Source organism: Polaribacter tangerinus, from assembly GCF_038024095.1.
Taxonomy (GTDB): Bacteria; Bacteroidota; Bacteroidia; order Flavobacteriales; family Flavobacteriaceae; genus Polaribacter; species Polaribacter tangerinus.
In genome coordinates this window covers 1647736-1671393 of the sequence record NZ_CP150668.1, presented here as the reverse complement: position 1 = coordinate 1671393, position 23658 = coordinate 1647736, and the positions used below count along the sequence as shown (strand labels likewise).

At 30.0% G+C, this 23658-nt stretch carries 25 protein-coding genes; 15 read left to right on the top strand and 10 right to left on the bottom strand.

Going from position 1 to position 23658, the window contains the following annotated elements; genetic code table 11:
• Positions 1 to 72: 72 nt before the first annotated feature.
• The 10 genes from WHD54_RS07380 to WHD54_RS07335 form a co-directional block, all read right to left on the bottom strand.
• Positions 73 to 1149, bottom strand: coding sequence for an efflux RND transporter periplasmic adaptor subunit (locus tag WHD54_RS07380; protein WP_088324554.1), 1077 nt, complete (start codon positions 1147 to 1149; stop codon positions 73 to 75).
• Positions 1150 to 1181: 32 nt separating this feature from the next.
• Complete coding sequence (locus tag WHD54_RS07375) at positions 1182 to 2492, bottom strand: TolC family protein (protein ID WP_088324555.1); 1311 nt, start codon at positions 2490 to 2492, stop codon at positions 1182 to 1184.
• 75 nt (positions 2493 to 2567) lie between these two features.
• The gene (locus tag WHD54_RS07370; RefSeq protein WP_088324556.1) at positions 2568 to 3146 is read right to left on the bottom strand and encodes a methyltransferase domain-containing protein; all 579 of its coding nucleotides are present in this window, start codon (positions 3144 to 3146) and stop codon (positions 2568 to 2570) included.
• Positions 3147 to 3155: 9 nt separating this feature from the next.
• Complete coding sequence (gene truB, locus WHD54_RS07365; RefSeq protein WP_198943165.1) at positions 3156 to 3848, bottom strand: tRNA pseudouridine(55) synthase TruB; 693 nt, start codon at positions 3846 to 3848, stop codon at positions 3156 to 3158.
• Positions 3849 to 3875: 27 nt separating this feature from the next.
• Entirely contained in the window at positions 3876 to 4670 is a 795-nt protein-coding gene (locus tag WHD54_RS07360) for an undecaprenyl-diphosphate phosphatase (protein WP_088324557.1), read from the bottom strand.
• 2 nt (positions 4671 to 4672) lie between these two features.
• Positions 4673 to 4915 carry a DUF3098 domain-containing protein gene (locus WHD54_RS07355; RefSeq protein WP_088324558.1) on the bottom strand — a complete coding sequence of 81 codons (243 nt, stop codon included), beginning with the start codon at positions 4913 to 4915 and terminating at the stop codon, positions 4673 to 4675.
• A gap of 3 nt (positions 4916 to 4918) precedes the next feature.
• Positions 4919 to 5797, bottom strand: a complete 879-nt coding sequence (locus WHD54_RS07350; protein WP_088324559.1) for a cell division protein FtsX — start codon at positions 5795 to 5797, stop codon at positions 4919 to 4921.
• 90 nt (positions 5798 to 5887) lie between these two features.
• Positions 5888 to 6301: a methylmalonyl-CoA epimerase gene (gene mce, locus WHD54_RS07345; RefSeq protein WP_088324560.1), complete on the bottom strand. Its 414-nt coding sequence runs from the start codon at positions 6299 to 6301 to the stop codon at positions 5888 to 5890.
• A gap of 5 nt (positions 6302 to 6306) precedes the next feature.
• On the bottom strand, positions 6307 to 7728 hold the full coding sequence (locus WHD54_RS07340; protein WP_088324561.1) for a DUF5689 domain-containing protein: 1422 nt from the start codon (positions 7726 to 7728) through the stop codon (positions 6307 to 6309).
• Between the two features lie 12 nt (positions 7729 to 7740).
• Entirely contained in the window at positions 7741 to 10491 is a 2751-nt protein-coding gene (locus WHD54_RS07335) for a TonB-dependent receptor (RefSeq protein WP_088324562.1), read from the bottom strand.
• Between the two features lie 132 nt (positions 10492 to 10623).
• Between WHD54_RS07335 and WHD54_RS07330 the strand changes: the two genes are divergently transcribed.
• The 15 genes from WHD54_RS07330 (at position 10624) to WHD54_RS07260 (ending at position 23636) form a co-directional block, all read left to right on the top strand.
• Positions 10624 to 11685, top strand: coding sequence for an endonuclease/exonuclease/phosphatase family protein (locus WHD54_RS07330; RefSeq protein ID WP_088324563.1), 1062 nt, complete (start codon positions 10624 to 10626; stop codon positions 11683 to 11685).
• A 209-nt stretch (positions 11686 to 11894) separates the two neighbouring features.
• Positions 11895 to 12461: a DUF4468 domain-containing protein gene (locus WHD54_RS07325; RefSeq protein WP_088324564.1), complete on the top strand. Its 567-nt coding sequence runs from the start codon at positions 11895 to 11897 to the stop codon at positions 12459 to 12461.
• Positions 12462 to 12668: 207 nt separating this feature from the next.
• Positions 12669 to 13127, top strand: coding sequence for a helix-turn-helix domain-containing protein (locus tag WHD54_RS07320; protein ID WP_340766635.1), 459 nt, complete (start codon positions 12669 to 12671; stop codon positions 13125 to 13127).
• Positions 13073 to 13921, top strand: coding sequence for an IS3 family transposase (locus WHD54_RS07315; RefSeq protein WP_233131018.1), 849 nt, complete (start codon positions 13073 to 13075; stop codon positions 13919 to 13921). The genes WHD54_RS07320 and WHD54_RS07315 overlap by 55 nt, the downstream gene beginning before the upstream one ends.
• Positions 13922 to 14162: 241 nt before the next feature.
• Positions 14163 to 14849, top strand: coding sequence for a hypothetical protein (locus tag WHD54_RS07310; protein WP_088324567.1), 687 nt, complete (start codon positions 14163 to 14165; stop codon positions 14847 to 14849).
• A gap of 167 nt (positions 14850 to 15016) precedes the next feature.
• Positions 15017 to 15418, top strand: coding sequence for a GNAT family N-acetyltransferase (locus WHD54_RS07305; RefSeq protein ID WP_088324568.1), 402 nt, complete (start codon positions 15017 to 15019; stop codon positions 15416 to 15418).
• 103 nt (positions 15419 to 15521) lie between these two features.
• A complete protein-coding gene (locus tag WHD54_RS07300; protein WP_088324569.1) occupies positions 15522 to 15887 on the top strand; it encodes a hypothetical protein in 366 nt (121 codons plus the stop codon).
• A gap of 12 nt (positions 15888 to 15899) precedes the next feature.
• Positions 15900 to 16028: a hypothetical protein gene (locus WHD54_RS07295; protein ID WP_262502737.1), complete on the top strand. Its 129-nt coding sequence runs from the start codon at positions 15900 to 15902 to the stop codon at positions 16026 to 16028.
• Positions 16029 to 16102: 74 nt separating this feature from the next.
• Positions 16103 to 16978, top strand: a complete 876-nt coding sequence (locus WHD54_RS07290) for an NmrA family NAD(P)-binding protein (protein ID WP_088324570.1) — start codon at positions 16103 to 16105, stop codon at positions 16976 to 16978.
• Positions 16979 to 17174: 196 nt separating this feature from the next.
• Positions 17175 to 18221 carry a redoxin domain-containing protein gene (locus WHD54_RS07285; protein WP_088324571.1) on the top strand — a complete coding sequence of 349 codons (1047 nt, stop codon included), beginning with the start codon at positions 17175 to 17177 and terminating at the stop codon, positions 18219 to 18221.
• A 62-nt stretch (positions 18222 to 18283) separates the two neighbouring features.
• A complete protein-coding gene (locus WHD54_RS07280) occupies positions 18284 to 19852 on the top strand; it encodes a 7TM diverse intracellular signaling domain-containing protein (protein ID WP_088324572.1) in 1569 nt (522 codons plus the stop codon).
• Positions 19853 to 19973: 121 nt separating this feature from the next.
• Positions 19974 to 20528: a hypothetical protein gene (locus WHD54_RS07275; RefSeq protein ID WP_088324573.1), complete on the top strand. Its 555-nt coding sequence runs from the start codon at positions 19974 to 19976 to the stop codon at positions 20526 to 20528.
• Positions 20529 to 20542: 14 nt separating this feature from the next.
• Positions 20543 to 20782: a hypothetical protein gene (locus tag WHD54_RS07270; RefSeq protein ID WP_143744273.1), complete on the top strand. Its 240-nt coding sequence runs from the start codon at positions 20543 to 20545 to the stop codon at positions 20780 to 20782.
• Positions 20783 to 20951: 169 nt separating this feature from the next.
• Complete coding sequence (locus WHD54_RS07265) at positions 20952 to 21626, top strand: succinate dehydrogenase cytochrome b subunit (RefSeq protein WP_088324575.1); 675 nt, start codon at positions 20952 to 20954, stop codon at positions 21624 to 21626.
• A 12-nt stretch (positions 21627 to 21638) separates the two neighbouring features.
• Positions 21639 to 23636: a fumarate reductase/succinate dehydrogenase flavoprotein subunit gene (locus tag WHD54_RS07260; RefSeq protein ID WP_088324576.1), complete on the top strand. Its 1998-nt coding sequence runs from the start codon at positions 21639 to 21641 to the stop codon at positions 23634 to 23636.
• Positions 23637 to 23658: the final 22 nt, after the last annotated feature.

Genomic DNA, 23658 nt, shown 5'->3' with positions numbered 1-23658 from the left:
GCTATTCGTTGCAATCTTTTGATGAATACTCATCAAAAGGATTTTCACTACTATCCCTAACGCAAATTTTATTTATTGAATTGATATTTTTACTCCGTTATAAAGCTTTTCATTTGCAGAAATAATATAGGTTTCATTTGCTTGAATACCAGAAAGAACTTCTATGGTATTGTTGTAATCTTTACCCAAACGCAGCCATCTTAAAAGAGCTTTTTTATTATTACCAACAGTATAAACTCCTGTTAATTGCCCTTTTGTAACCAAAGCTTTTTTGTCGATTACTACTGTTTGCTCTGCAGATTTTTTATTTATAGGAAACTGAACAGTTGCAAACATTCCCGATAAGAGAGCTTTATTGCTCTTCTCTAACTTTACTTTTACTAAATACTGAGTACCAGAATTTTTTGCAGAACTGCTTACCTCTACTACCCTACCTGGCACTTCTTTTGAAATGGATTTTACCAAGACATTTACAGCCATCTCATTTTTAATATTTGCTATTTCAGATTCTGGCACCATTGCAATAACCTCGAAATTAGCAGAATTCTCTATACTCAATAAAGAGACTCCTGGGTTTGCCATTGCGCCGACTTCTATATTTTTTGAGGTTATAACACCATTAAAAGGAGCGGTAATATTTGTATAGGCAAACTGTGCATTAATCTCTCTTTGTTGAGCTTTTACAAGATCTAATTGAGCTTTTGCCATTAAGTAATTTGTTTTCATATCATCCATTTCTTTTTGAGAAATACTCTGGGTATCAAATAAATTTTTATATCGATTGTAGTTTTTACGAACATTTTTTAATGTAGTTTCTGCACTAACAATGGCCGAATGAACTTGCTCTTTTTTAGCTTGTAAATCAGCATTATTTATGGCAACCAATATTTGTCCTTTTGTTACTTTGTCGCCTACTTTTACATACACTTTATTTACAAAACCCATAATTCTTGTGCTAACATCTGCACTATTTACTGCTTTAATTTTACCACTTACTGCCAAGTTAGAGTTAGCATTTAACAGTGTAGCTTGGGCTACTTTTACTTTTACTGAACTAGTAGTATCTGCCGCCACATTATTTACTTTTGTGTTACAAGCTGTAACTAATAAAGCTGTTGTAAACAGTAAAATTGTATATATTTTTTTCATCTCTTATTACGTATTTAAATTCTAATTATATTTTATTCTTTTGCTAAAAAGGCCAAATAAGCCACCGTGTAGTTGTACTCGAATATGGTTTTGTAATATTCTAATTGTTTTTGAGCATATTGTGTTTCTGATTGTAATAGCTCTGCAGATTTTTCTAATCCTTCTTTAAATCTATTTGTTCTAATTCGTAAAGATTCTTTAGATTGTTGAACAGCCAATTGGGTTAATTCTAACTTATTTTCTAGGTCTAATAACATACGCTGTGCTTTATTAAATTCTAGATTGCTTTTAGAAACATACTCTTGGTAAGCCAATTTAGAAGTTTCTAAAACAGCCTTACTTTTTTGTAGTTTGCCAATTTTTTTTGAACCTTCAAAAATATTCCATGTTACTGCTGCACCAATTAAATAACCAGAAGCATTACCAGTAAAAATAGCATTGTCATATAGTTCATAAGTAGCAAATGCATTTACACGTGGTAAAAAAGACATTTTAGTTGCTTTGTTTATTGCTTCATTACCTTTTACCGATAAACCCATTGCTTGAATATCTGCTCTGTCTTCTGAAATTTTTTCAGATAAATTTACGTTTGCAAAAACAGACAAAGAATCTTGAGGTTTGTAAATATTTGTTTCCTTATTATTCATTAAAAAAGAAATATAATCTGAAGCATTTTGCACATTACTTTTGGCTGTTTGAAGGTGGTTTTTAACCTCTGTAAGTCTAACTTCAATGTTTAAGACCGATGCTTTTTGCAGTAAGCCTTGTTTAAAATTTTGATGTGCAATTCGATAGTGCTCTTGAGTAGTTTGTAATGCTTGTGTAGCAACTTGTAATGCTTTATAAGATAATTGTAATTGCATATACGCTTTTGCTACTTCTAAAGTAAGATGTTCTTTGGTACGAATTGTTTGCAATGCCATTGCCTCAATTTTAGATTTTGCAGCCTTACGCTCGTATACACCATCTAAATTTATAAGCGGTTGCTCTACAGCAATTCTTGTTGCAAAATTTTGTGTTCGGCTAGGGTTATTTAATAACGTAGGATTGAAGTCTGAAGCTGTTAAAATTTCTTGATTTAATTTAGAACCAAAAGCCATTAAAGGGTTTGTAGTTGTAAAACCAGTATGACTTGCAGTTATGTTGGGCAAAAACAACGCATTGGACTGTTTAAAATCTGCTACTGCTTTTTCCGACTCTTTCCCAACAATTTTTAAAGACAAATTATTAGATAGCGTTGCTTCTAGTATTGCCTCTTTAGTAATAGCAATTGTATTTTGAGCATTGCTATTTAACCCAATAAAAAATAAAGCTAAAACGATTATAAATTTACTTTTCTTCATATTTACACTATTTACAGTGCAAAAATAGTAGGAAGAAAAATGCTGGTTGGTAACAATTGTTACTTAGAAATAGAACTATTTTATAAGTTTTACAAACAACTCCATACCTTGCCTACTAGAAAAAGAATTATAACAAGGTTCCATTTTTATACTAGTAAAATACGGCTCGAAATACGAAAGGTACTCTTTTTTACTACCACCAAAAGGTGGATGATTATCATTTAAAACAGCATCGAAAAGTAGCCCTACTAGTTTGGCATTTGGTTTTAGAATAGAGTTCATTTTAAAAGCGTATTTAGACCTTAACTCAGGACTAATAGCACAAAAAAATGTTTGCTCAATAACCAAATCGAAAGTATCATTTACATCAAAAAAATTGGCATAAATTAAGTTTGATTCAGGAAAATCTGGAACTCTTTTTTTTATGTTATCTAATGCAATTTTAGAAACATCAACTACAAAAACATTTTTGAAACCATTTTTATAAAGGTACTCCGCTTCGTAAGAGTTTCCTCCACCAGGAATTAAAATTTTAATTTGTTTGTTTTCTAATTGGTTAAAATAAGTTTTTAGAGGTGGAGAAACCTCTCCCAAATCCCAACCAATCTTATTGTTTTCATATTTATTGTTCCAAAAATCTGCAGAAAACTCCATTCTTAAAATCTAACTTTTTAAATTACTTATAAATTCGTTCACAGAAAGTGCCTTTTCAACAGAGAATTGTCCTATTTTAGTTCTCCTTAAAGCAGATAAATGTGCGCCGGAGTTTAATGCTTTACCATAATCAAAAGCTAAAGAACGAATATATGTACCTTTACTACATACAATTCTAAAAGAAACGTTTGGCATTTTTATAGCAGTTATTTCAAACTCTAAAACGGTTACTTTTCTAGTTTTAATTTCTGTAGACTCTCCTTTTCTGGCGAGTTCATACAAGCGTTTTCCATCTTTTTTAATTGCAGAAAAAATAGGTGGTTTCTGGTTTATTTCTCCTATAAATTGAGCACAGGTATTCTGTAATAAATCTTTGGTAATATGAGCTGTTTCAAATGTTTTGTCTATAGCTGTTTCTAAATCGTAACTTGGTGTAGTTGCGCCAATGGTAAACGTACCTGTATACTCTTTAATTTGACCTTGATACGTATTTATATTTTTAGTTTGCTTTCCTGTACAAAGTATTAACAAACCTGTTGCTAGAGGATCTAAAGTACCAGCATGCCCAACTTTTATTTTTTTTAAGTTGAAACGCTGTTTAATTTCCCAGCGTATTTTGTTTACTACCTGAAAGGAAGTCCAAGTTAATGGTTTATCGATTAATAAAACTTGGCCATCTTTAAAATTCTCTTCCGTTATCATAAGGTACTACTAATCATTTGATTTTTTTTAATTTAAGAGAACATAACCAATGGCTATAGAACCTACAATAGCACAATAGATAGAGAAATAAGATAGTTTACTTTTTTTAACTAAAGAAATCATCCATTTACACGCAAGTAAGCCCGAAAAAAATGCTGCTAAAAAACCGACTATCATAGGTGTAATTTCAGATGACATAAAATTAATATCTCCACTTAAAACGTCTTTACCAATTTTACCAAAAATTAGAGGTACTACCATTAAAAAAGAAAATTTAGCGGCTTTTGTTCTGTCTATTCTTAATAATACTGACGTAGAAATTGTGGCTCCCGATCTAGAAATACCTGGTAACATAGCAATGGCTTGTGCAACACCAATAATTACCGAATTTAAAAATGACACCTCTTTATTGGTGTTTTTTGCCTTATCTGCTAATAACAATAAAAATGCGGTAAGCAATAGCATGCAACCTACTAACAAAATTTTACCTCCAAAAAATGCGGCTAATTGCTCTTCGAAAAGTAAACCAACTATTACAGCAGGTATCATAGATAAAATTATTTTCAACGAAAATTTAAACGACTCATTCCACCGAAACTGAAAAAGTCCATTTACAATTTCTAAGACTTCGTTTTTAAAAACAACCAATGTGCTTAATGCGGTTGCAAAATGTAAAATTACAGTAAAGGTTAAGCTTTCTTCTGGCACAGAAGTATCTCCTAAAATGGCTTTTGCCAACTCTAAATGTCCGCTAGAGGAAACGGGCAAAAACTCTGTAAAACCCTGAATTACACCAAGAATTATGGCTTCTAAAACATCCATACTTACTTTTTAGGCGTTGCTAGAATTGCATAAATTTGTATTCCCAAACCTATTATTACTAATGTAGGTGCTAAACGAATACGTTGCCAATTATAAATTTCTTCGTTAAAAACTTCTGGATTATCACTACCGCCACCTGCCATAAAAATAAAGCCAAGTGCTATTACTAAAAGACCAATAATCATGATAATATAGTTGTTTTTAGCAAACAAAAAAGCTGGTTTTTTTGTATTTTTTTCTTTCATAATTTAATAATAAAGTTGGTCTGTTCTTAAGTTTAAAAAACGTTGTGTAGCAAAAAAAGTACTAATTAAGGTAATTATAAACGCTGCAGAAATTACACCTCCTACCAAATATAACATGGTATTATAATCTTCTAAAAAACCTAAGCTAGGTGCAAATTTATCTAAGTAATAAAATACAATAGCCAAACCAACAAGCGCTATAAAAGCACCTATAAAGCCTAATTTTATACTTTGCCAAATAAAGGGTTTTCTTATAAATCCTTTGGTTGCCCCTACCATTTGCATGGTTTTAATATTAAAGCGTTTCGAATAAATAGACAGTCTAATAGAACTGTTAATTAATATAACCGCAATAAGGCTAAAAAAACCACTTACTACGAGTAACCAAAAGCTAATTTTTTTTATATTTTTAGTAATTAAATCTATTAAAATTTTATCGTAGGAAACTTCAGCAACAAAGGCATTTTTTAAAAATTTTGCCTCTAACGCTTGCATTTTTTCTGGGGTAACATAAGGGGCTTTTAAAAAAATATCGATTCCGTTTTTTAAGGGATTTTCTCCTAAAAATTGCATAAAATCTTCGCCAATTTCTTTACTGTAATTTTTTGCTGCTTGCTTTTTAGATGTAAAAACGACTCTTTTAGTAAAATCTTCTGCTTGTAAAGAGGCTTTAAAAGTGTTAATTTGCTTGCTGGTTACTTTATCTTTTAAAAATAAGGTAATGGCAACTTTTTCTTTAACTCTGTTTGTTACCAAGGTAGATTTTAACAAAACTAAACCCAAAACACCTACCATAAACAACACCAAAGCAATGCTAATTACTACGGAAATATAGGAAGATGCTAAGCGTCTTTTTTGATAAGACTCAAATTTAGATGCCATTTTTAAAACTTTTTAAAACGCAGGCAAGATACTAATTACTATGCATTTTGCCCTAAGACTTTCTTGTATTTTAACGTATGTTTAATTTTATTATTTTTCGGAAGCGGTTATTTCTTGGCAAAGCTCTATTAATACTCCGTTGGTTGTTTTAGGATGTAAAAAGGCTACCCATTTGTTGTCTGCTCCTTTTTTGGGTGTTTCATTTAATACTGTAAAACCCTCTTTTTTAAGTCTAGAAATTTCTGCTTTAATATCTGTAACTGCAAAGGCTATATGATGAATTCCTTCTCCTTTTTTAGCTATAAATTTTGCTATAGAGCTTGTAGGGTTAGTTGCTTGTAAAAGTTCTATTTTATTGGGTCCTGTTTTAAAAAATGATGTTTTTACACCTTCCGAAGGAACCTCTTCTACTTTATAGTGTGGCTTGCCAAATAATGACGCAAACAACGTATTTGAAACTTCTAAATCTTTAACAGCAATACCAATATGTTCTATTTTATTCATTTTAATTATTTTGCATGAATTACAATATTATCAACTTCATAGGTTCCATCAAAATCTTCTTTTTCATTTCCAGAATATTTAAAAGCGATATAAACAGTACCTGAGTATAAAGACAAATTTATAAAAGTTGAATGTTTAAAAATATTAAAATCATCATTATTTCCGGCTATTCTTGCTGGTAATTTTTGCCAATTGGCCTCATTAATTTTACTTGTATCTCCTTTCCAATCTTCAGAAATTAAAACCTCTAATATACTAGCATCGGCAAAAGAGGTAGAGGTTTCGAAAGATAGGTATTCTTCTGTTGTGTTGTTTACATTTATGGCTTTTGTAATTAGCCAAGAAACGGTATGATCATCACCAGAACGAAAAGAATTAACTCTTGCCGCCCTACTTAAAGAATTTGCATCATCATAAGCTCGCCAAGGTTTAGAGCCTTTTTCTACAAAATTGGTCCAATCTGGAATTTGGATTATTCTTGTGGTGTTTTCAAAATCTTGTTTTAAAAGGATTAATGGAAAATCAGATAAATTTGAAGGAATACAATGCTGATTGTTCATTTCTATATCTTCTACTTCGTTTAAAACCAACACTGTAAATTTACCAGCATAATCTCTAGAAACCACTGCATTTATTGTTCCACTTCCTGTTGGTAGTGCATTGTTTGCAAAATTTGCAAATGCACTAGTTTCTATAAATGAGGTTGCAAAACTTGGTCCTAGACATGTAACAATTGTTCTTTTAGTATCGAAATCTTCTAGAGGATCTACAAAAGTTTTCCCTTTTAAGTTTTTGGCAAAAGAGGTGTTTTCTAGCTGCACAAAAATGCCAATATTTGCCGTATTGTCTAAATCGCCAAAAGGTATTTTTTTAGGAACAATTATAGCGGTATTTGGGGCTCTAAATACATGATTTTTAAGTTGATTTTGAGAAATACTTTCTACCTCTTTTACATTGGTTAATTTTAAACTTCCGCCAATGGTAAAAACACCATCACCAGAATTTATTTCGCCTAAGTACAAGCCTTTTAATCGTATATAAACCTCTCTACCAACATTATATTTGTTATAGCTACTCGTTAAATTTATGGCAATTTTAATACCTGATGTTGGGTTTTCGGGTGAATCTTGCATGTAAAACTCTCGAAAATAATTGCCTTTGGCATCTGAAGATATTACATATCCTTTGATAACAATATTTGAAACAATTTTTAATGGATTGCTACCAGAAACATATAATTTTTTTAAATCTGATATTGATTTTAACTCAAGTAAATTACTTGTTATACTGTCTAATAATAGTAATTGTTTTGTATTTTCTTCTGCTCCTAAATTTTCTGGAACAGAAAAATCATTATCATTTACACATCCACCAATAATGAGACTAATACTACCTATAATTCCAATAATGTTGCTTTTTAAATTCATGTTTATAGCTTTTTAAAATCCGATATTTGCATTCAAAAAATAAGTAGTTCCTCTACCAAACCAATATTTGTTTCCGAAAACAGGCTTTTCTAAAGCCTTGTCTTTTCTAAGTTCTGTATAATTTGCATTTCTACCTTGTTCAAATCCGCCAGATTTATAAATGGTATTAAACAGGTTGTTTACGGTTGCAAATAGACTAATGTAATATTGATTGATTTTCCAAGACTTACCGCCCACAAGATTTATTACTTTGTAACTTTTAAACCTTTCTTGTTGCAATAATTTTTGTGCAGTAGTAATGTTATAATCATTAAATGTTAATCCGTCTTCTGCCGTATAAAAATTACTAGATCTTGTAAGTGGAGCAACATCTATAAATGTATTACTAAAGAAGTTTGCTGATGTGGCAATCCACCAATAATTTGGGTCTCTGTATTCGAAACCAATAGCATAGGCATTTTGCGGACCTACGGCTTGTTTGTAGTTTTTTAAATACGACGTGTAGTTTTTAGATTGTCCGTTTTTATCAAATATACCCTCGTTAATTTTATCTGAAGTTAGATATAAATCCGGATTATTTGCATAGGTGAATGAGCCAATAGCGCCTGCTGCTTTAATTTTTATTGCTGATGTAACTTGGGCTTCTACACCAATTTCCAGTCCTATATTTTTCTTTTGAATGCCCGATAAAATTTCTTGAACAAATGCTGTATTGTCGCCACCAACACCATCTGCAAAGTAAAAAGAAATTTCGGTTGCCTCTTTAATATTAGCAAAATATGCTGTAACTCTTGCAGTAACAAAAGGACTTCTAACCAAGTAACTAATATCGGTACTTAAAATTTTTTCTGATTGTAAATTGTTCACCGTATTGTTATTTTCTCTTGCATTTGAAAAAGAGTTTCTAATGGATGGTGCTTGCGAAATGTAGCCAAAATTAAAATCTATTAGGTGCCTTCCGTTTATTTTGTAAGTGGCACCTGTTTTGCCCGAAAAATTATTAAAATTTAACTTTTTAGAGTTGCCGAAAGAGTTGTTTTCGAACCTACCATTTTTATACAGTCCTTGTCTTATATAACTTGTTTTAGAGGCGTTAGTAGCTATATAGAAATCTATTTTTCTGTATTTAAATTGTGCTTGTAAAAAGGCGTTCGCAACCTCGGCGTTGATAGTATAATGATATCTAAATTTATCATTTTCTGTAACTATTCTATTCGGATTTAATACATCATTTTGCTGTTGAGTATACGATTTTGCAAAATTATTAATGTCTAAGTATCCGTTGCCTCCCAATAAATTTATTACTTGTGCAAAATTTTCGCTTTGCAATTTTTTATATGCTAACTTGGCATTTATAGTTATATGATTATTTACATTATGGGTGTATATTGTGTTTACTACAAGTTGTTTATCATCATTTCTATCATCATATAAAACATAAGCATTATTTTTATTTACAGCTGCATTTGTTTTGTTAGCATCGAATATTTGATGCCAATCTATTTGCCCATCATTCTCGAAATTATTTCTTGCGGTATACGCTTTTGCTAAATTATTATTCCGCAAAAAATAACTGGGTAAATTTTGATAGTATGTAGGACTCGGATTTGCACCTGCATTAAAATCTAGACGAGAATTTGCAACTTTACCAAATTGATAAGAAACGTTTGTTTGAAGAGTAGCATTTTTTTTAAAACTCCAATAATGGCTTAGCATTAAAATAGGTTCTGCAACTTCTTTAATTCTAGTATTTATTTTTCTATTATTTAAAAAACCCCAATATTCGTTATACTTTATTCCTTTTAAATTAATTACCTCTTGGGTGTTTGGAGATGATTTACCTCTTCTATTGGGCGTATAAATTCCTGTAAAATTGATATGATGCTTTTTATTAATCCTTTTTTCTACAGCCATAAAAAACGAATTAGAATTATAGGAAGTAGCTTCATTAAAACCCTCTTTACCAGCTCTTCTACTTACAGAAAAACTGTATGATAAACCATTTTTTAAAACCCCAGTATGATGAGTTGCCATTACTCTGTGCACATAACTTCTGTTAGAAGAAGAATACGAAATTCTGGAGCCTGGCCTTTGTAAACTGGCTCTAGTAGTTGTGTTTGTAGTTCCTAAAACACCACCAAAAGTTACATTAGAAACCCCCAAACCATTGCTAAATTCTTGATTTCTTAATACATCATTTAAACCTCCCCAATTACTCCATTGTGCTCTGCCATTATGTAGTTTATTCATTTCTACCCCATTTAGCAAAACTTTTCCGTTGTTGGCATCTAAACCTCTAACTCTAAAAAACGAGGCACTAAACTGAAAAGCGGCAGTGTTTAAAAAAACGTCTCTAGAGGCTTGTAACAACCCAACAATATTATCTGAAGTATTAATATTTGCATCTAACGCATCATCGGTAATACTAATAACACTTAGGTCTTCGGAACTTGTAATATCTTTATATAATAAAATAGTACCTAAATTGATGTTTTTATTGGTTAAAGTAATCGGTAAATTTTGAATTTCATAGCCTACTAAGTTTAACTCTAGGATAAAGTTTCCTTTTTTGAGAAGACTAATTTGAAACTCGCCTTTGTTATCTGTTTTTGCAATTAAAACAGTATTTTTAAGAGTTACCGAAACATTGGTAAGTGGCGAATTGGAAGTGTTATCTAGAATAATACCTTTTATTGTTTGCTGAGAAAAATGCCACATAGAACATAACAAAAATACTCCTGTAAATACAGATTTTTTTCTCATAACTTTTTCAATTTCAAATTTATAGCGTAGTAAAGCTAATCAATTTTTAGTTAGAAAAGCAATAATAATTAACATTTAATTTTTTAAGACGACCATTGTACTGTAGTTTTGTTTTTAAAAAAAATGTTACTTATGGAAAAAAGATACTTTATTATTTTACTATTTATATTTAGTATTAGTAGTTCATGTTCTCAGCAAAATGCTAAAAAATATACCATTAGAACAATTGCTTTTTACAATTTAGAAAACTTATTTGATACAATTAATGATGTTTCTAAAAATGACGAGGCGAGTCCGATAATGGAATTAAAATGGAATAAATCTTTTGTTTACAATGATAAGATAGAAAAATTAAGCAGTACCATTGCAAAAATTGGTAAGGAGGAATCTAAAACGAGTCCTGCTATAATTGGTGTTGCAGAAGTAGAAAATACAAATGTGTTAAGGGATTTGATAAATTCTAAGCATTTAAAAGCATTTGATTACGGAATTATACATTACGACTCTCCTGATAAAAGGGGTATTGACGTAGCTTTACTATATAGGAAGCAGTATTTTAAACCTGTTTTTGATGAAGTTTATAATCCTAATATTTATAGCGATAACAAAAAGGTTTATACGAGAGATCAATTATTGGTTTCTGGTTATTTAGATGATGAAATGGTTCATATTATTGTAAACCATTGGCCTTCTCGAAGAGGTGGTTCGGCAAATAGTAGTCCGTTACGAGAAAAGGCTGCTTATCAGAATTTAAAAATTATAGCTAAAATAAGAGATAAAGATAAACATGCTAAAATTTTTATAATGGGCGATTTTAATGACGACCCAACAAACAAGAGTTTTAAAGAGGTTTTACAAACAAAACACCAAAAGCGAACTGTTAAAGAGTTCGATTTATACAACCCTTATGAAAACATGTTTAGAAGAGGGTTTAATACATTGGTTTATAGAGATAATATTAATTTATTTGATCAGATACTAATTTCCGGAAATCTATTAGATACTGGTAAAAAAGAGTATTCTAGTTTTAAAATGTACAAGGCAAATATTTTTAATAAGCAGTTTTTAACACACCAAAAAGGGAAATATAAAGGGTATCCTTTTCGGAGTTTTTCTAATGGAAATTATACAGGTGGTTACTCAGATCATTATCCTGTTTACATGTATATTATTAAAGAAAAGATTATGAATTAAATACTGTTTTTTCTTAAAAAATTTCTTTTTTTAAGAAAAAAGGTATTTTTATTTCTAATTTTTATAAAAAAAGTTTACTTTTATTGAAAACTTTAAAACGAGCACAAAAGTTCCTGTTATCCGGTAACAGAAAACTATAAATAGGAACTATGTGCCTCATATAACTAGTTGTAAAACATTTGAACAAAAACCATCAAACAAAGAAAATTATGAAAAACCAATTATTTCTATTAAGCTTTTTGCTTTTAAATTTCATCGGATTCTCTCAAGAATATGAAGTAACACCAAGCGGATTAAAAGACAAATCTAACCTTGAAAATGCTTTTCTGGTAATTGAAACACCTGCCAAAACAACAGCGGAACTTTATCAAAACGCGATTAAATACGTGAATGAAAATTATAAAAACCCAGACGAAGTAATTAAAGGAAAAACAGAAAACGAATATTTACGATTTGAAACTTACGTACCTCAATTTACGAAAGTCAATAATAGCGGAGCAAAATTAGACGTGAGTATGAAATATACAACGGAATTGAGATTTAAAGACGGAAAAGTAAGATTTGAAATAACTGCATTAAGCATTACTGCCGACAATGGTGGACGAAGTGTTGAATTTAGTGGCAGTATTTGGAAAGGTTACCCGATTTACAACCAAAAGAACGGAGATTTAAGGCTTCCCGAAACGAAAACAGAAATAGAGAATTATTTTAACACCAAAGTAACTGAAATAGCCAATTTTCTTTTAGACAAAAAAACAAAAAAAGACGACTGGTAAAAAACGTTTTACAACACCGTATATAAGCTATGGCTTGGTCTGTGCTTACTTGGAAAATCCTGCGGATTTTCCAAAGCCAGTTTTTATTTGGAGAGGTTCGTACCGAGACACGCCACAGCTCATATACAAAACCGTTGTGCTTCATTATAACCAGGTACTTTCCTGAAATAGGTTGACTAAAAATTAAACCATTAATTACAGTCACTTATGAAAACAAAAAATGAACACTGGCTAAAAAAAAGCTACCAAAAAGCAACTCTAGAAACCAAACTTTTAGTCGTTGACCAAATCTTAAACGGACAATTATCTAGAAGTGCTGCTTCTAAAAAATATGATATTCCTAGAACAACAATTACTTATTGGTTGAGAAAATATAGTACCTTAGTGCAACAAAACATAGGTATGAGCAAAAACGATCAAATTAAAAAACTTAAGGAAAAAATTGAAGAACTAGAGTTTGTAAAGGACTTTCAGCAAGATATTATTGCAGATATGGAACTCATTACAGGAGTCGATATGTCAAAAAAGTCATTGCCCAAAACATTAGCAAAAGAGATAGAACAAAAAAAGAAAAACCGTTTAAAAGAAAGTGGTTCTATGAGTGTTTTGGGATTAGTAAACAAGCTTTCTACAAAAGACTCAAAACACAACAAAAACAACAAATAGACCAACAAAAGCTAATCAAAATGGTTAAAGATTATCGCAAAACTGTAGGCTCTAAAACTGGTGGTGTAAAACTATACAATGCCCTCAAAAAAGACTTCATTAATGCGGATATTAAAATGGGAAGAGACAAGTTCTATCGATTTCTAAGAAGCAATAACTTACTGATTCCTAAACGCAAAAATTACATCACCACAACAAACTCTAACCATATGTATAAGAAATATAAAAACCTAGTGAAAGACCACGTTCCTACTCGTCCTGAACAACTTTGGGTAAGCGATATCACATACATTAAAACCGAAAACGGGCACAACTATTTAGCCTTAGTTACAGATGCTTATTCTAAGCAAATTATGGGCTATAAAATCGACAATCATATGAAAACATCGCTTTGTAAGGACGCGCTTGCTATGGCTATTAAAAATAGAAAATATCCCAATAAAAAGCTTATACATCATTCCGATAGAGGTTTTCAGTACTGTAATCCTAAATACACTGATTTTGCTGAAAGTAACGGAATCACAATGAGTATGACTGAGCAATACGATCCGTATGAAAATGCAGTTGCCGAACGTATCAATAGAACTCTTAAATATGAATATGGGTTAAAACAAACCATTAAAAACAACCATTTAGCGCAAAAAATGACTAAACAAGCTGTACACATCTACAACAATTTAAGGTTGCATTATAGTCTAGCGTTAAGAAATCCGGCAGAAGTGCATCTTAAACCTAATATCAAATACAAATCATATCGAAAAAATAATGTAAATTTACCTGAAATAAAGATCTGATAACTTAATTAGTTCAAATTATTTTTTTACCTCTTTAAAGGCTGAAAAAATTGTTTGAACGTGTAAAAAAAGTCAACCTATATCAGTATAATACACAAATGAGTTTCCTAAAAATTTATCTCATTTACAGAATTATTTTGATTCTGAACCCAGCAAGAACATTGTATTCTTAAATATTCACGAATATATTCACACGCAACAAAAAACAACTATTGGAAATAGCTTATTAGCACAAACCGTTTTGGAAGGCGTTGCAGAATTCTTAGCTGAAAAAGCATTAGAGACAAAGTCGCCAAACCCGCAAATTGAATTTGGCAGAAATAATGATGCTAAAATTAAAACCAAATTTGAATTGGAAATGTTTTCTCCAAATATATACAACTGGATTTGGAACAGTTCGGATAACGAGTTTAAAATGCGTGATTTGGCGTACTATGTTGGTTATAAGATTTGCGAAGAATATTACAACATATCAACGGACAAACAAAAGGCAATTAAAGAAATGATAGAACTTGATTACAATAATGAAAATGAGCTAATCAAATTCGTAGAAAAATCAGGGTATTTTAATAATCCTTTAAACTTATACAAAGAAGCATTTGAAAAAAGCAGACCCAAAGTTGAAAGTATAGATAAAATTCAAAATAAAAGCATCAACGTACAGACAAACATTGATGTATTGACAATTCATTTTTCTCAAAAAATGGATACACGTTTTCGTAATTTTCAATTTGGACCTCTTGGTGAAGAAAATGTTATTAGAATTAAAGATTTTCAAGGTTTTTCGGAAGACGGAAAGTCTGTAAGTTTTGGCATTGAAAAATTAGAGCCATCAAAAAAATATCAAATTGTAGTTGGTTCTGGATTTATAAATACAGAAGGAATTCCTTTAACTCCATATTTAATTGAATTTAAGACGATTAAATAATAAAAGCCTTCAAATAACAAAGGCTATATGTAATTGCTTGTTCTCCCCTACTTAAAAAATCCTCGCGAATTTTCGATTAAGGATTTATTTACTAAATTAGTTTATTAAATATGATAACTAATCCGAGAGAAAACCGTTGTTTGTAAGCTAAAAAACATCGAAACCGAATGAAAAATATTGAATTTAAAATCGGAATTATTCCAAAAACATCTGAAATAATTGAGGTTTATGATAGTTCAAGAATAAACAGACCAATAAAAGATAGTAAACGAATTGCGAAAATGTATGCAAATTCAAATCTGATTATTTCTGCGTGGTTGAATGGCGAATTGATTGGAATTTCGCGTGCGATAACAGACTTTTGTTATGCTTGTTATTTGTCGGATTTGGCCGTAAAAAAGGAATACCAAAAAGAAGGAGTTGGAAAACGATTGATTGAATTAACTGAAAAAGAAATCGGAAATGAAACTGCGCTTATTTTACTTTCCGCAACTACTGCAATGCAATACTATCCGAAAATTGGATTTGAAAAAATAAATAATGGTTTTATAATTCGTAGGACAAAATAAAAAGGAAATAGCAAGAAATAATGGAGTGTATAAAACCAATAAAAATACATGTTGTTTTAGGTGAGTTGTATAGATAAGTTTAATCATTTTATTGCAAAAAATTATGAAAAAAAATTACTTCTGTTTATTGGGTATTATTGCTCTAATTTTAATAAATTATATTTTAAGTAATTACACAAAAGAAATTAATATTAACAATATAAATACTAGTAACATTCTAAAAATATTAAAGCAAAGTATACAACCCCAATTATTATTTTTATTACTTATATTTTTTTCTAGAGAAAATATCAAAGTCAAAAATTTTACTTTTTTTATTTCTTTCTATATCATTGTGGAGCTTATTTTTAGATACTTTAACCAAAAAAATAACATCGATTACAATTATTTAATTGGTATGCTTCTAGGAATACTACTTGTTTTTTTGATAGATAAATTAAAAATTAAATATATAGATCAAAAAAAATAATAAAAGTAAACTATGAAAACCATTATTATTTCAACCTCTAAATTTGGAAATCCTGTTACAAATTATAGAACAATAGGAAATTATTTTGCAAACGATGGGTTTAAAGTTATTTATATTTTTGATGGACTTTTTAAAAACTAAAAAAGAAAATAATATTTTTTAAATTAGTTATAAAAACTGGTAAAAACCCAAAAAGATACTCTGTGTAATAAAATATGATAAGAATACTTATAACTGGCGCAACAGGAAATATTGGAGTAGAGTTAATAGATTATCTAAATAACTTAAGCACTAATAGTATAAGTTTTGTAGCGGTTAGAAATATTGAAAAAGCGAAAATAAGTTTTAAAAAGTATCCTAACCTAGGGTATCGAAAATTTAATTTTGATAATAAAAATTCCTATTTACAAGCATTTGAACAAATAGATATTCTTTTTTTACTAAGGCCACCTCACATTTCTAGTAGTAAAGAAGTATTTTATCCGCTTTTAAAGGCAGCTAAAAAAAGTGGAATTCAAAAAGTGGTTTTTTTATCGGTTCAAGGTGCAGAAAAAAGTAAGTTTATTCCTCATTACAAAATAGAAAAAATAATACAAGAATTGCAATTAGAGTATATTTTTGTTAGACCAAGCTATTTTATGCAAAATTTAACCACAACATTGCTCCCAGAAATATTAAATAAACAGCATATTTATTTACCTTCGGGAAACGCTAAATTTAATTTTATTGATGTTAAAAATATTGCTGAAGTTACTGCACAACTATTACTAAAATTCGATGATTACAAAGGTAAAGCCTATGAAATAACTGGTGCAGAAAATAAAAATTTTACAGAGGTTGTTAAAATAATATCTAAAATTACCGGTTTAAAAATGAGGTTTAAAAATGTAAATCCCATCTTATTTTATATCCGAAAATTAAAAGACGGATTTGAAAGAGATTATGCTCTCGTTTTAACTATTCTTCACTTTATACCAAGGCTTCTAGCGGCACCAATAATTTCCGATAATTACAAAAAAATAACAGGTAATAATCCTATCTCCATTAAGGAATTTATTCTAAGAGAAAAAAAAAATTTATGCCTGTTATAGATAAATAAGTTGCCATTTTATTTCAAAACTTATTTTTACTGATACTGTATTAAAAGAAAGTCAATTATTTATAATATTAAAACTTTCAAAATCAAATAGCTAAAATGAAAACTTTATAGTAATTCATTTATTTTTTATAAATTACCAATCCTAAATATTACTTAATTAACCAAAAACATATCCTAGACACTTCATTATGAAAAAATTCATATTTATTTCAATATTCTTTATTTCACAACTTTCAACTTCACAAAACGAACTAAAAGACATCGAAATTCAAACAATTAATGATTTAGAAATACCATTACTAAGTGTATTAAAACAAAAAAAAGACAACCCTATTGTGTTATTTACTTGGGCAAAAAGGTGGTGCTCGCCATGCGTAAATACGTTAGATAAATTTAACAATAACTACTATGAAGATTTAAAAGAAAAGTACAATTTAAAGTTTGTTGCTCTTAATTTAGATACTGGTAAAAATGCAGATGAAATTAAAAAATTTGTCATCGACCGAGAGTGGTATTTCGATATTTACAAAGACCCTGAAGGAAATTACATGAAAAAATTAAACATCAATAGTGCACCACAAATCTATTTAATTGTAAACAACAAAATAATAAATTATAAATCTGGTTTTGTAGACGGTGTTGCAAATGCAGAAACAACTGCCAATTATATATATCATATGATAAAAGCCATTGGTAATGTTAAAATATATTACGATGAAAAATGGAACTATACCAATTCTTTTGGCGCCAAATACGTTCAGTATACAGATTATATAGACAATGAATATCTTGTGCAAATAAGATGGATTTCTGGTGAATTAAATACAAAATTTACAACAAAAGACAAATGGTTATCAGAAAAAACAGGCCTGCATTATTCGTACTTTAAAGATGGTAAAAAGAATACTGAAAAAAATTATGTATCAAATAAGCTTCACGGAAAGTACTATCAATGGTACAATAACGGCCAACTTTGGGTAGAACAAGAATATAATAATGGAAAGCTCCAAAATATAAACCAGTTATTTTCTGAAACAGGAAAAGAGTTAGCCAAAGGAACACTTGTAAACGGAAATGGTTATATTTTTAGATATAATTTAGATGGTAAAAAAGTAAGTAAACAAGAGTATAAAAACGGACAATTAGATGGTATGTACACCACTTATGATAAAAATGGCAAGGTTGTAAATGAATACCTATATTCTGAAGGTAGTTTTATAAAAAAAATGAAATAAACACTAATATTTAAAAAGCATTCACTTAAAATTAAACCTTTTTACGTTTTTAAATAATTTTTATGTTTCCTTACTTGCTATTAATAGCTGTACTTTTAAAATCGTTTTTTTTCTCTGCACAATTATCATCAAAAAAAGAAAATCTACTACTTAGCGCTAAAAGTTACTTAACAGAAAAAAAAATAACTGTTAACCAAATAGATAGTTTGGTAATTAATAATAAAATAGCCTTAAAAACAAGCAGCTCTACCTATCCTATTTCTGATAATTTTTTATGGATAAAATTTAACATAGATTGGTCTAAGAAAACAGAAGATAAGATTATAGAGATTAATAATCCATTTATAAACGACCTTGTTCTTTACGAGAAAAAAGCCGATAATACATTTCAAAAAATTGGGTTTGGAGGAGATAAATCTCACACTTTTTACGAACGATCTCATATAAACAGACGTTTTACTTTTCCTCTAAAAAATACCCAAAGAAATACTAGCTATTATTTAATGATTGATAATAGAAGATCTATAATGTTAATTCCTATTTGGCTTTGGAACAAAAAAGGTTTTAAAATTAATGAGAAAAAAGAAAATATTTTTTACTTAATATACTTTAGTTTTATCTTATTTATAGCAATTTGTTCTATGCTTTTAAGTGCTTTTTTAAGAAAAAAAATATTTTTTTATTATGCGCTCTATGTTTTAAGTTTATGGTTATATTTATTTACAACCCTTGGGTTTTCTTTTCAATATATATACCCAAACAATACAAATATTACCAATGATGCTAGGTACTTTTTAGTAACTATTTTAATCATATCTGCAATAAATTTTCTTGTTCTATTTTTAAAGATAAAAAAATATTCAAAATTCATTTACCTTATATTCAATAACTTAAAGTTTATATTTTTACTATTTATTATCATATATATTTACAACAAAGAACTTTTTTACAAGTACAATATTGCGTTAACTTACTTTTTTAGAACCTCTTACCTAATATTAATAAGCTGCTTATTTATCGTAGTTTTTAAAGTAAGAGAAGTAGAAGCAAAAAGGGTAAAACTTTTTATAATTTCTATTTTCTTCGTAGTTGTGAGTTTTATAATTTATATAGGTATTCAAATAAATGTTATACCTCATTATTGGTTCTCTATAAACCCTGTACTTATAGGAGTTGGTTTAGAAGTACTTATTTTATCTATTGCCCTGTTTTCTATTCTTCGAAATATTATTAAAAAAAACGATGCTTTACGAGAAGAGTTTAATAGCCTACAAGTTAAAATTAACTCATACAATAAGCAAAAAGCAACAAACACAAATGAGGTACTTATACATTTAAAAAGCAAAGCTATAATTAATAGCAAAGAAATTGTATTTATTAAAGCAGACGGCCATTATGTAGAGTATTATTTAGAGGATAAAAAAAAGCCTGAAATAGACAGAAACTCTTTAACAAAGCTAGTAGATACTTTGCCAGAAGGTAACTTTGTGCGAGTTCATAAATCTTACATTGTAAATGTTTTTAAAATAAAAATAGTAAACTCAACAAAAATAATGCTTCATAATGGAACCATAATAAACCTCTCTAGAGCTTATAAAGAAAATCTAAAAAAAATAATTTCTAAGGTGTAGTATTTTTTTCAATTAAAAGCCTGTTTGTTGTGTACAACTTTAAGTTAGTTGTGACAAAAATTGTGGATTAACTTAAGTTTTTTGTTGGTTTGTGTTAAATTAATCCTAACATTAAAATTCAATGAAAAAACTATTATTTATGTATGTATTTCTTTTTTCTGTGATGGTATTCTCTCAGGAAAATGATAAAAAACATTACGAGTATCAAAATGTTTTTGTAGACCTAAAAGGCTTTACTTCTAGTGATGAAGGCCTTGAGCAATTTAATATTGCTTACAAAAAAGTATCGCCATTTAGCAGTAACGGAAAACTTCACGAAAACTTAGCACATGGTTTAGAATTTGGAATGAACGTGTTTCCAATATCAGATATAATAAACCTACGCTTAGCTTACGTTTTTGGGTATGAATTTCAAGTAGACAATCAATTTTCAATTTTTCCGAACGTAAAACCATACGTGGGTGTATCATTGTACGAAACAAAAACATTTGATTCACAAGGATTTGAGGAAAGCGCCGAAATGAAAGCAGACTTTAATCTTGATGCACTAATAGGTTTTGAAGCAAGATATTTTATATCTAAATCTAAAAAATATGGGGTGTCTGCTGAGCTTTTAACCTCTTTTAACGGTGGTTTTGGCTTTAATTTAGGCTTTATTTGGAGAACAGAAATTTAATAAAAAAATTAAACATGAAATCAATATTAAAAATAACTTTATTACTTACATCAATTATTCTATTTAATTGTACGACTAACGAAAGCTCAGAAGAATCTGTAATTTGTAAAGATGTAGGATTAGACTGTAATAAAACACCCTATTCTTACAAAGCTTGTGCAGACGCATCAGGAAACGCCTGGTGGGAATTGAATGGAGAAAAATTCGATGATGTGTTAGAAGCAACTGCTGCCTATGAAAATTATTGCGACTAATAAAATTAAAGCATAACTAAAAAGCTCGAAACTAAGTTTTCGGGCTTTTTTTAGTTTATGAAGTAACTATTTAAAATAATTCTAAATATTTTATAAAAAACTTTAAAAACTTTGTTATGCATTTAGTTTAGCCTTATTTTTGTTGTTATAATTTTAATATAAAAATACAATGAGTGGATTTTTTAAATCTTCGATTGGAAGAAAAGTAGCAATGGCGTTATCTGCTTTTTTCCTAATGTTCTTTTTGCTTCAGCATTTAGCAATAAATATTTTATCGGTTATTAGTCCAGATACTTTTAACGAAGTCTCTCATTTTATGGGAACAAACCCAGTAGTTCAATTTGCTTTACAACCAATTTTAATTTTTGCGGTTGTTTTTCATTTTGTAATGGGTTTTATTTTAGATATTAAAAATAGAAAATCGAACGGTGCAAAATATGCTAAAAATAATGGTGCTGCCAACTCTACCTGGTTTAGTAGAAACATGGTTTTAAGCGGTATAACTATCTTAGCATTTATTGTGTTACACTTTATAGATTTTTGGTTTCCAGAAATCAATACAAAATTTATTCAAGGAGATTGGTCTGGTACTATGCCAGGTGTAGAAGGTTACAGATACCACGAAGAATTGGTGCATAAATTTCTACATCCTGCAAGAGTGGCAGCATATGTAGTAGCATTTGTATTCTTAGGCTTACATTTAGCACATGGTTTTACCTCTGCATTTCAATCTGTTGGAGCAGCATCGTTAAGAAAAAAATTAGAAAACGTTGGTAAAGCATACGCCATTATAGTTCCTTTAGGATTTATATTCATTGCTTTATTTCATCACCTTAACCATTAATCTTATATTATTATGGCTTTAGATTCAAAAGTACCTCAAGGTCCGTTAAAAGATAAATGGACAACTTATAAAAATCAAATTAACTTGGTAAACCCAGCAAATAAGCGTCATATAGATGTAATTGTTGTTGGAACAGGCCTTGCAGGTGGTTCTGCTTCTGCTACTTTAGCAGAGTTAGGCTACAATGTAAAAGCATTTGCTTATCAAGATTCTCCAAGAAGAGCGCACTCTATTGCTGCTCAGGGAGGAATTAATGCGGCAAAGAATTATCAAGGAGATGGAGATTCTACCTATAGATTATTTTATGATACTGTAAAAGGTGGAGACTATAGGTCTAGAGAAGCAAACGTATATAGACTAGCAGAAGTTTCTGCAAATATTATAGACCAATGTGTGGCACAAGGCGTTCCTTTTGCACGTGATTACGGAGGTTTATTAGACAACCGTTCTTTTGGTGGTGTACTTGTATCTAGAACATTTTATGCAAAAGGACAAACAGGTCAACAATTATTATTAGGAGCATATTCTGCAATGAACCGTCAAATTGCTCGTGGTAAAATTGAAATGTTTAACCGTCATGAAATGTTAGATGTTGTAATAGTAGACGGTAAAGCAAGAGGAATTATTGCCAGAAATTTAGTTACCGGAGAAATAGAACGTCATTCTGCACATGCAGTTGTTATTGCCTCTGGTGGTTATGGTAATGTATATTTCTTATCTACAAATGCCATGGGTTCTAACGTAACAGCAAGTTGGAAAGTTCATAAAAAAGGAGCTTATTTCGCAAACCCTTGTTATACACAAATTCACCCAACTTGTATACCACGTTCAGGAGATTATCAATCGAAATTAACTTTAATGTCTGAGTCTTTAAGAAACGATGGTAGAATTTGGGTTCCTAAACATTTAAAAGATGTTGAAGCCATAAGAGCAGGAAAACTAAGACCTACAGAAATAAAAGAAGAGGATAGAGATTATTATTTAGAAAGAAGATATCCTGCTTTTGGTAACCTCGTACCTCGTGATGTTGCTTCTAGAGCAGCAAAAGAACGTTGCGACGCAGGTTATGGTGTAAATGCTACAGGTGAAGCAGTCTATTTAGACTTTGCATCTTCTTTTATGAGATACGGAAAAGAACAAGCAAAAATTCAAGGAATATCAAATCCTTCAGAAGCAAAAATAAAAGAATTAGGTCAGGAGATTGTTCGTGCTAAATATGGAAACTTATTTCAGATGTACGAAAAAATTGTAGATGAAAATCCATATGAAACTCCAATGATGATTTATCCGGCGGTACACTACACGATGGGTGGTATTTGGGTAGATTACAATTTAATGACTACAATACCTGGTTGCTACGCAATAGGAGAAGCCAACTTCTCTGACCACGGTGCTAACAGATTAGGTGCTTCGGCATTAATGCAAGGATTGGCAGATGGTTATTTTGTACTACCATATACTATTGGAGATTACCTAGCAGATGACATTCGTACTGGAAAAATACCTACAGACACCCCAGAATTTGATGCTGCAGAAAAAGAAGTTACCGAACGCATAGAGTTCTTTATCAACAATAAAGGAAAACATTCTGTAGATTATTACCACAAAAAATTAGGTAAAATAATGTGGGATAAATGTGGAATGTCTAGAAATGAAGAAGGATTAAAATCTGCCATAGAAGAAATTTCTGAACTTAGAAAAGATTTCTGGCAAAATGTAAATGTACCAGGTTCAGCTACAGAATATAATGAGCAACTTGCAAAAGCAGGTAGGGTTGCAGACTTCTTAGAATTAGGAGAACTGTTTGCCAAAGATGCTTTAGTTAGAGAAGAATCTGCTGGTGGTCACTTTAGAGAAGAACATCAAACAGAAGAAGGAGAAGCAAAAAGAATGAAAGAATTTCAGTTTGTTTCTGCATGGGAATACAAAGGTGAGCCAAAAGACGCAGTATTACACAAAGAAGAATTGGCATACGAAAATATAGAAGTTAAAGAAAGAAGTTATAAATAATATGTGCTTTTAGCCTTTAGCC

Excerpts from the sequence above, each read along its gene's own strand:
- WHD54_RS07360 (WP_088324557.1), bottom strand. The coding sequence starts at position 4,670 with ATGGATGTTTTAGAAGCCATAATTCTTGGTGTAATTCAGGGTTTTACA.
- WHD54_RS07330 (WP_088324563.1), top strand. The coding sequence starts at position 10,624 with ATGGAAAAAAGATACTTTATTATTTTACTATTTATATTTAGTATTAGT.
- WHD54_RS07320 (WP_340766635.1), top strand. The coding sequence starts at position 12,669 with ATGAAAACAAAAAATGAACACTGGCTAAAAAAAAGCTACCAAAAAGCA.
- truB (WP_198943165.1), bottom strand. The coding sequence starts at position 3,848 with ATGATAACGGAAGAGAATTTTAAAGATGGCCAAGTTTTATTAATCGAT.
- WHD54_RS07290 (WP_088324570.1), top strand. The coding sequence starts at position 16,103 with ATGATAAGAATACTTATAACTGGCGCAACAGGAAATATTGGAGTAGAG.
- WHD54_RS07265 (WP_088324575.1), top strand. The coding sequence starts at position 20,952 with ATGAGTGGATTTTTTAAATCTTCGATTGGAAGAAAAGTAGCAATGGCG.
- WHD54_RS07260 (WP_088324576.1), top strand. The coding sequence starts at position 21,639 with ATGGCTTTAGATTCAAAAGTACCTCAAGGTCCGTTAAAAGATAAATGG.
- WHD54_RS07340 (WP_088324561.1), bottom strand. The coding sequence starts at position 7,728 with ATGAATTTAAAAAGCAACATTATTGGAATTATAGGTAGTATTAGTCTC.
- WHD54_RS07280 (WP_088324572.1), top strand. The coding sequence starts at position 18,284 with ATGTTTCCTTACTTGCTATTAATAGCTGTACTTTTAAAATCGTTTTTT.
- mce (WP_088324560.1), bottom strand. The coding sequence starts at position 6,301 with ATGAATAAAATAGAACATATTGGTATTGCTGTTAAAGATTTAGAAGTT.
- WHD54_RS07350 (WP_088324559.1), bottom strand. The coding sequence starts at position 5,797 with ATGGCATCTAAATTTGAGTCTTATCAAAAAAGACGCTTAGCATCTTCC.
- WHD54_RS07335 (WP_088324562.1), bottom strand. The coding sequence starts at position 10,491 with ATGAGAAAAAAATCTGTATTTACAGGAGTATTTTTGTTATGTTCTATG.
- WHD54_RS07305 (WP_088324568.1), top strand. The coding sequence starts at position 15,017 with ATGAAAAATATTGAATTTAAAATCGGAATTATTCCAAAAACATCTGAA.
- WHD54_RS07275 (WP_088324573.1), top strand. The coding sequence starts at position 19,974 with ATGAAAAAACTATTATTTATGTATGTATTTCTTTTTTCTGTGATGGTA.
- WHD54_RS07270 (WP_143744273.1), top strand. The coding sequence starts at position 20,543 with ATGAAATCAATATTAAAAATAACTTTATTACTTACATCAATTATTCTA.
- WHD54_RS07285 (WP_088324571.1), top strand. The coding sequence starts at position 17,175 with ATGAAAAAATTCATATTTATTTCAATATTCTTTATTTCACAACTTTCA.
- WHD54_RS07325 (WP_088324564.1), top strand. The coding sequence starts at position 11,895 with ATGAAAAACCAATTATTTCTATTAAGCTTTTTGCTTTTAAATTTCATC.
- WHD54_RS07300 (WP_088324569.1), top strand. The coding sequence starts at position 15,522 with ATGAAAAAAAATTACTTCTGTTTATTGGGTATTATTGCTCTAATTTTA.
- WHD54_RS07375 (WP_088324555.1), bottom strand. The coding sequence starts at position 2,492 with ATGAAGAAAAGTAAATTTATAATCGTTTTAGCTTTATTTTTTATTGGG.
- WHD54_RS07370 (WP_088324556.1), bottom strand. The coding sequence starts at position 3,146 with ATGGAGTTTTCTGCAGATTTTTGGAACAATAAATATGAAAACAATAAG.
- WHD54_RS07355 (WP_088324558.1), bottom strand. The coding sequence starts at position 4,915 with ATGAAAGAAAAAAATACAAAAAAACCAGCTTTTTTGTTTGCTAAAAAC.
- WHD54_RS07380 (WP_088324554.1), bottom strand. The coding sequence starts at position 1,149 with ATGAAAAAAATATATACAATTTTACTGTTTACAACAGCTTTATTAGTT.
- WHD54_RS07295 (WP_262502737.1), top strand. The coding sequence starts at position 15,900 with ATGAAAACCATTATTATTTCAACCTCTAAATTTGGAAATCCTGTTACA.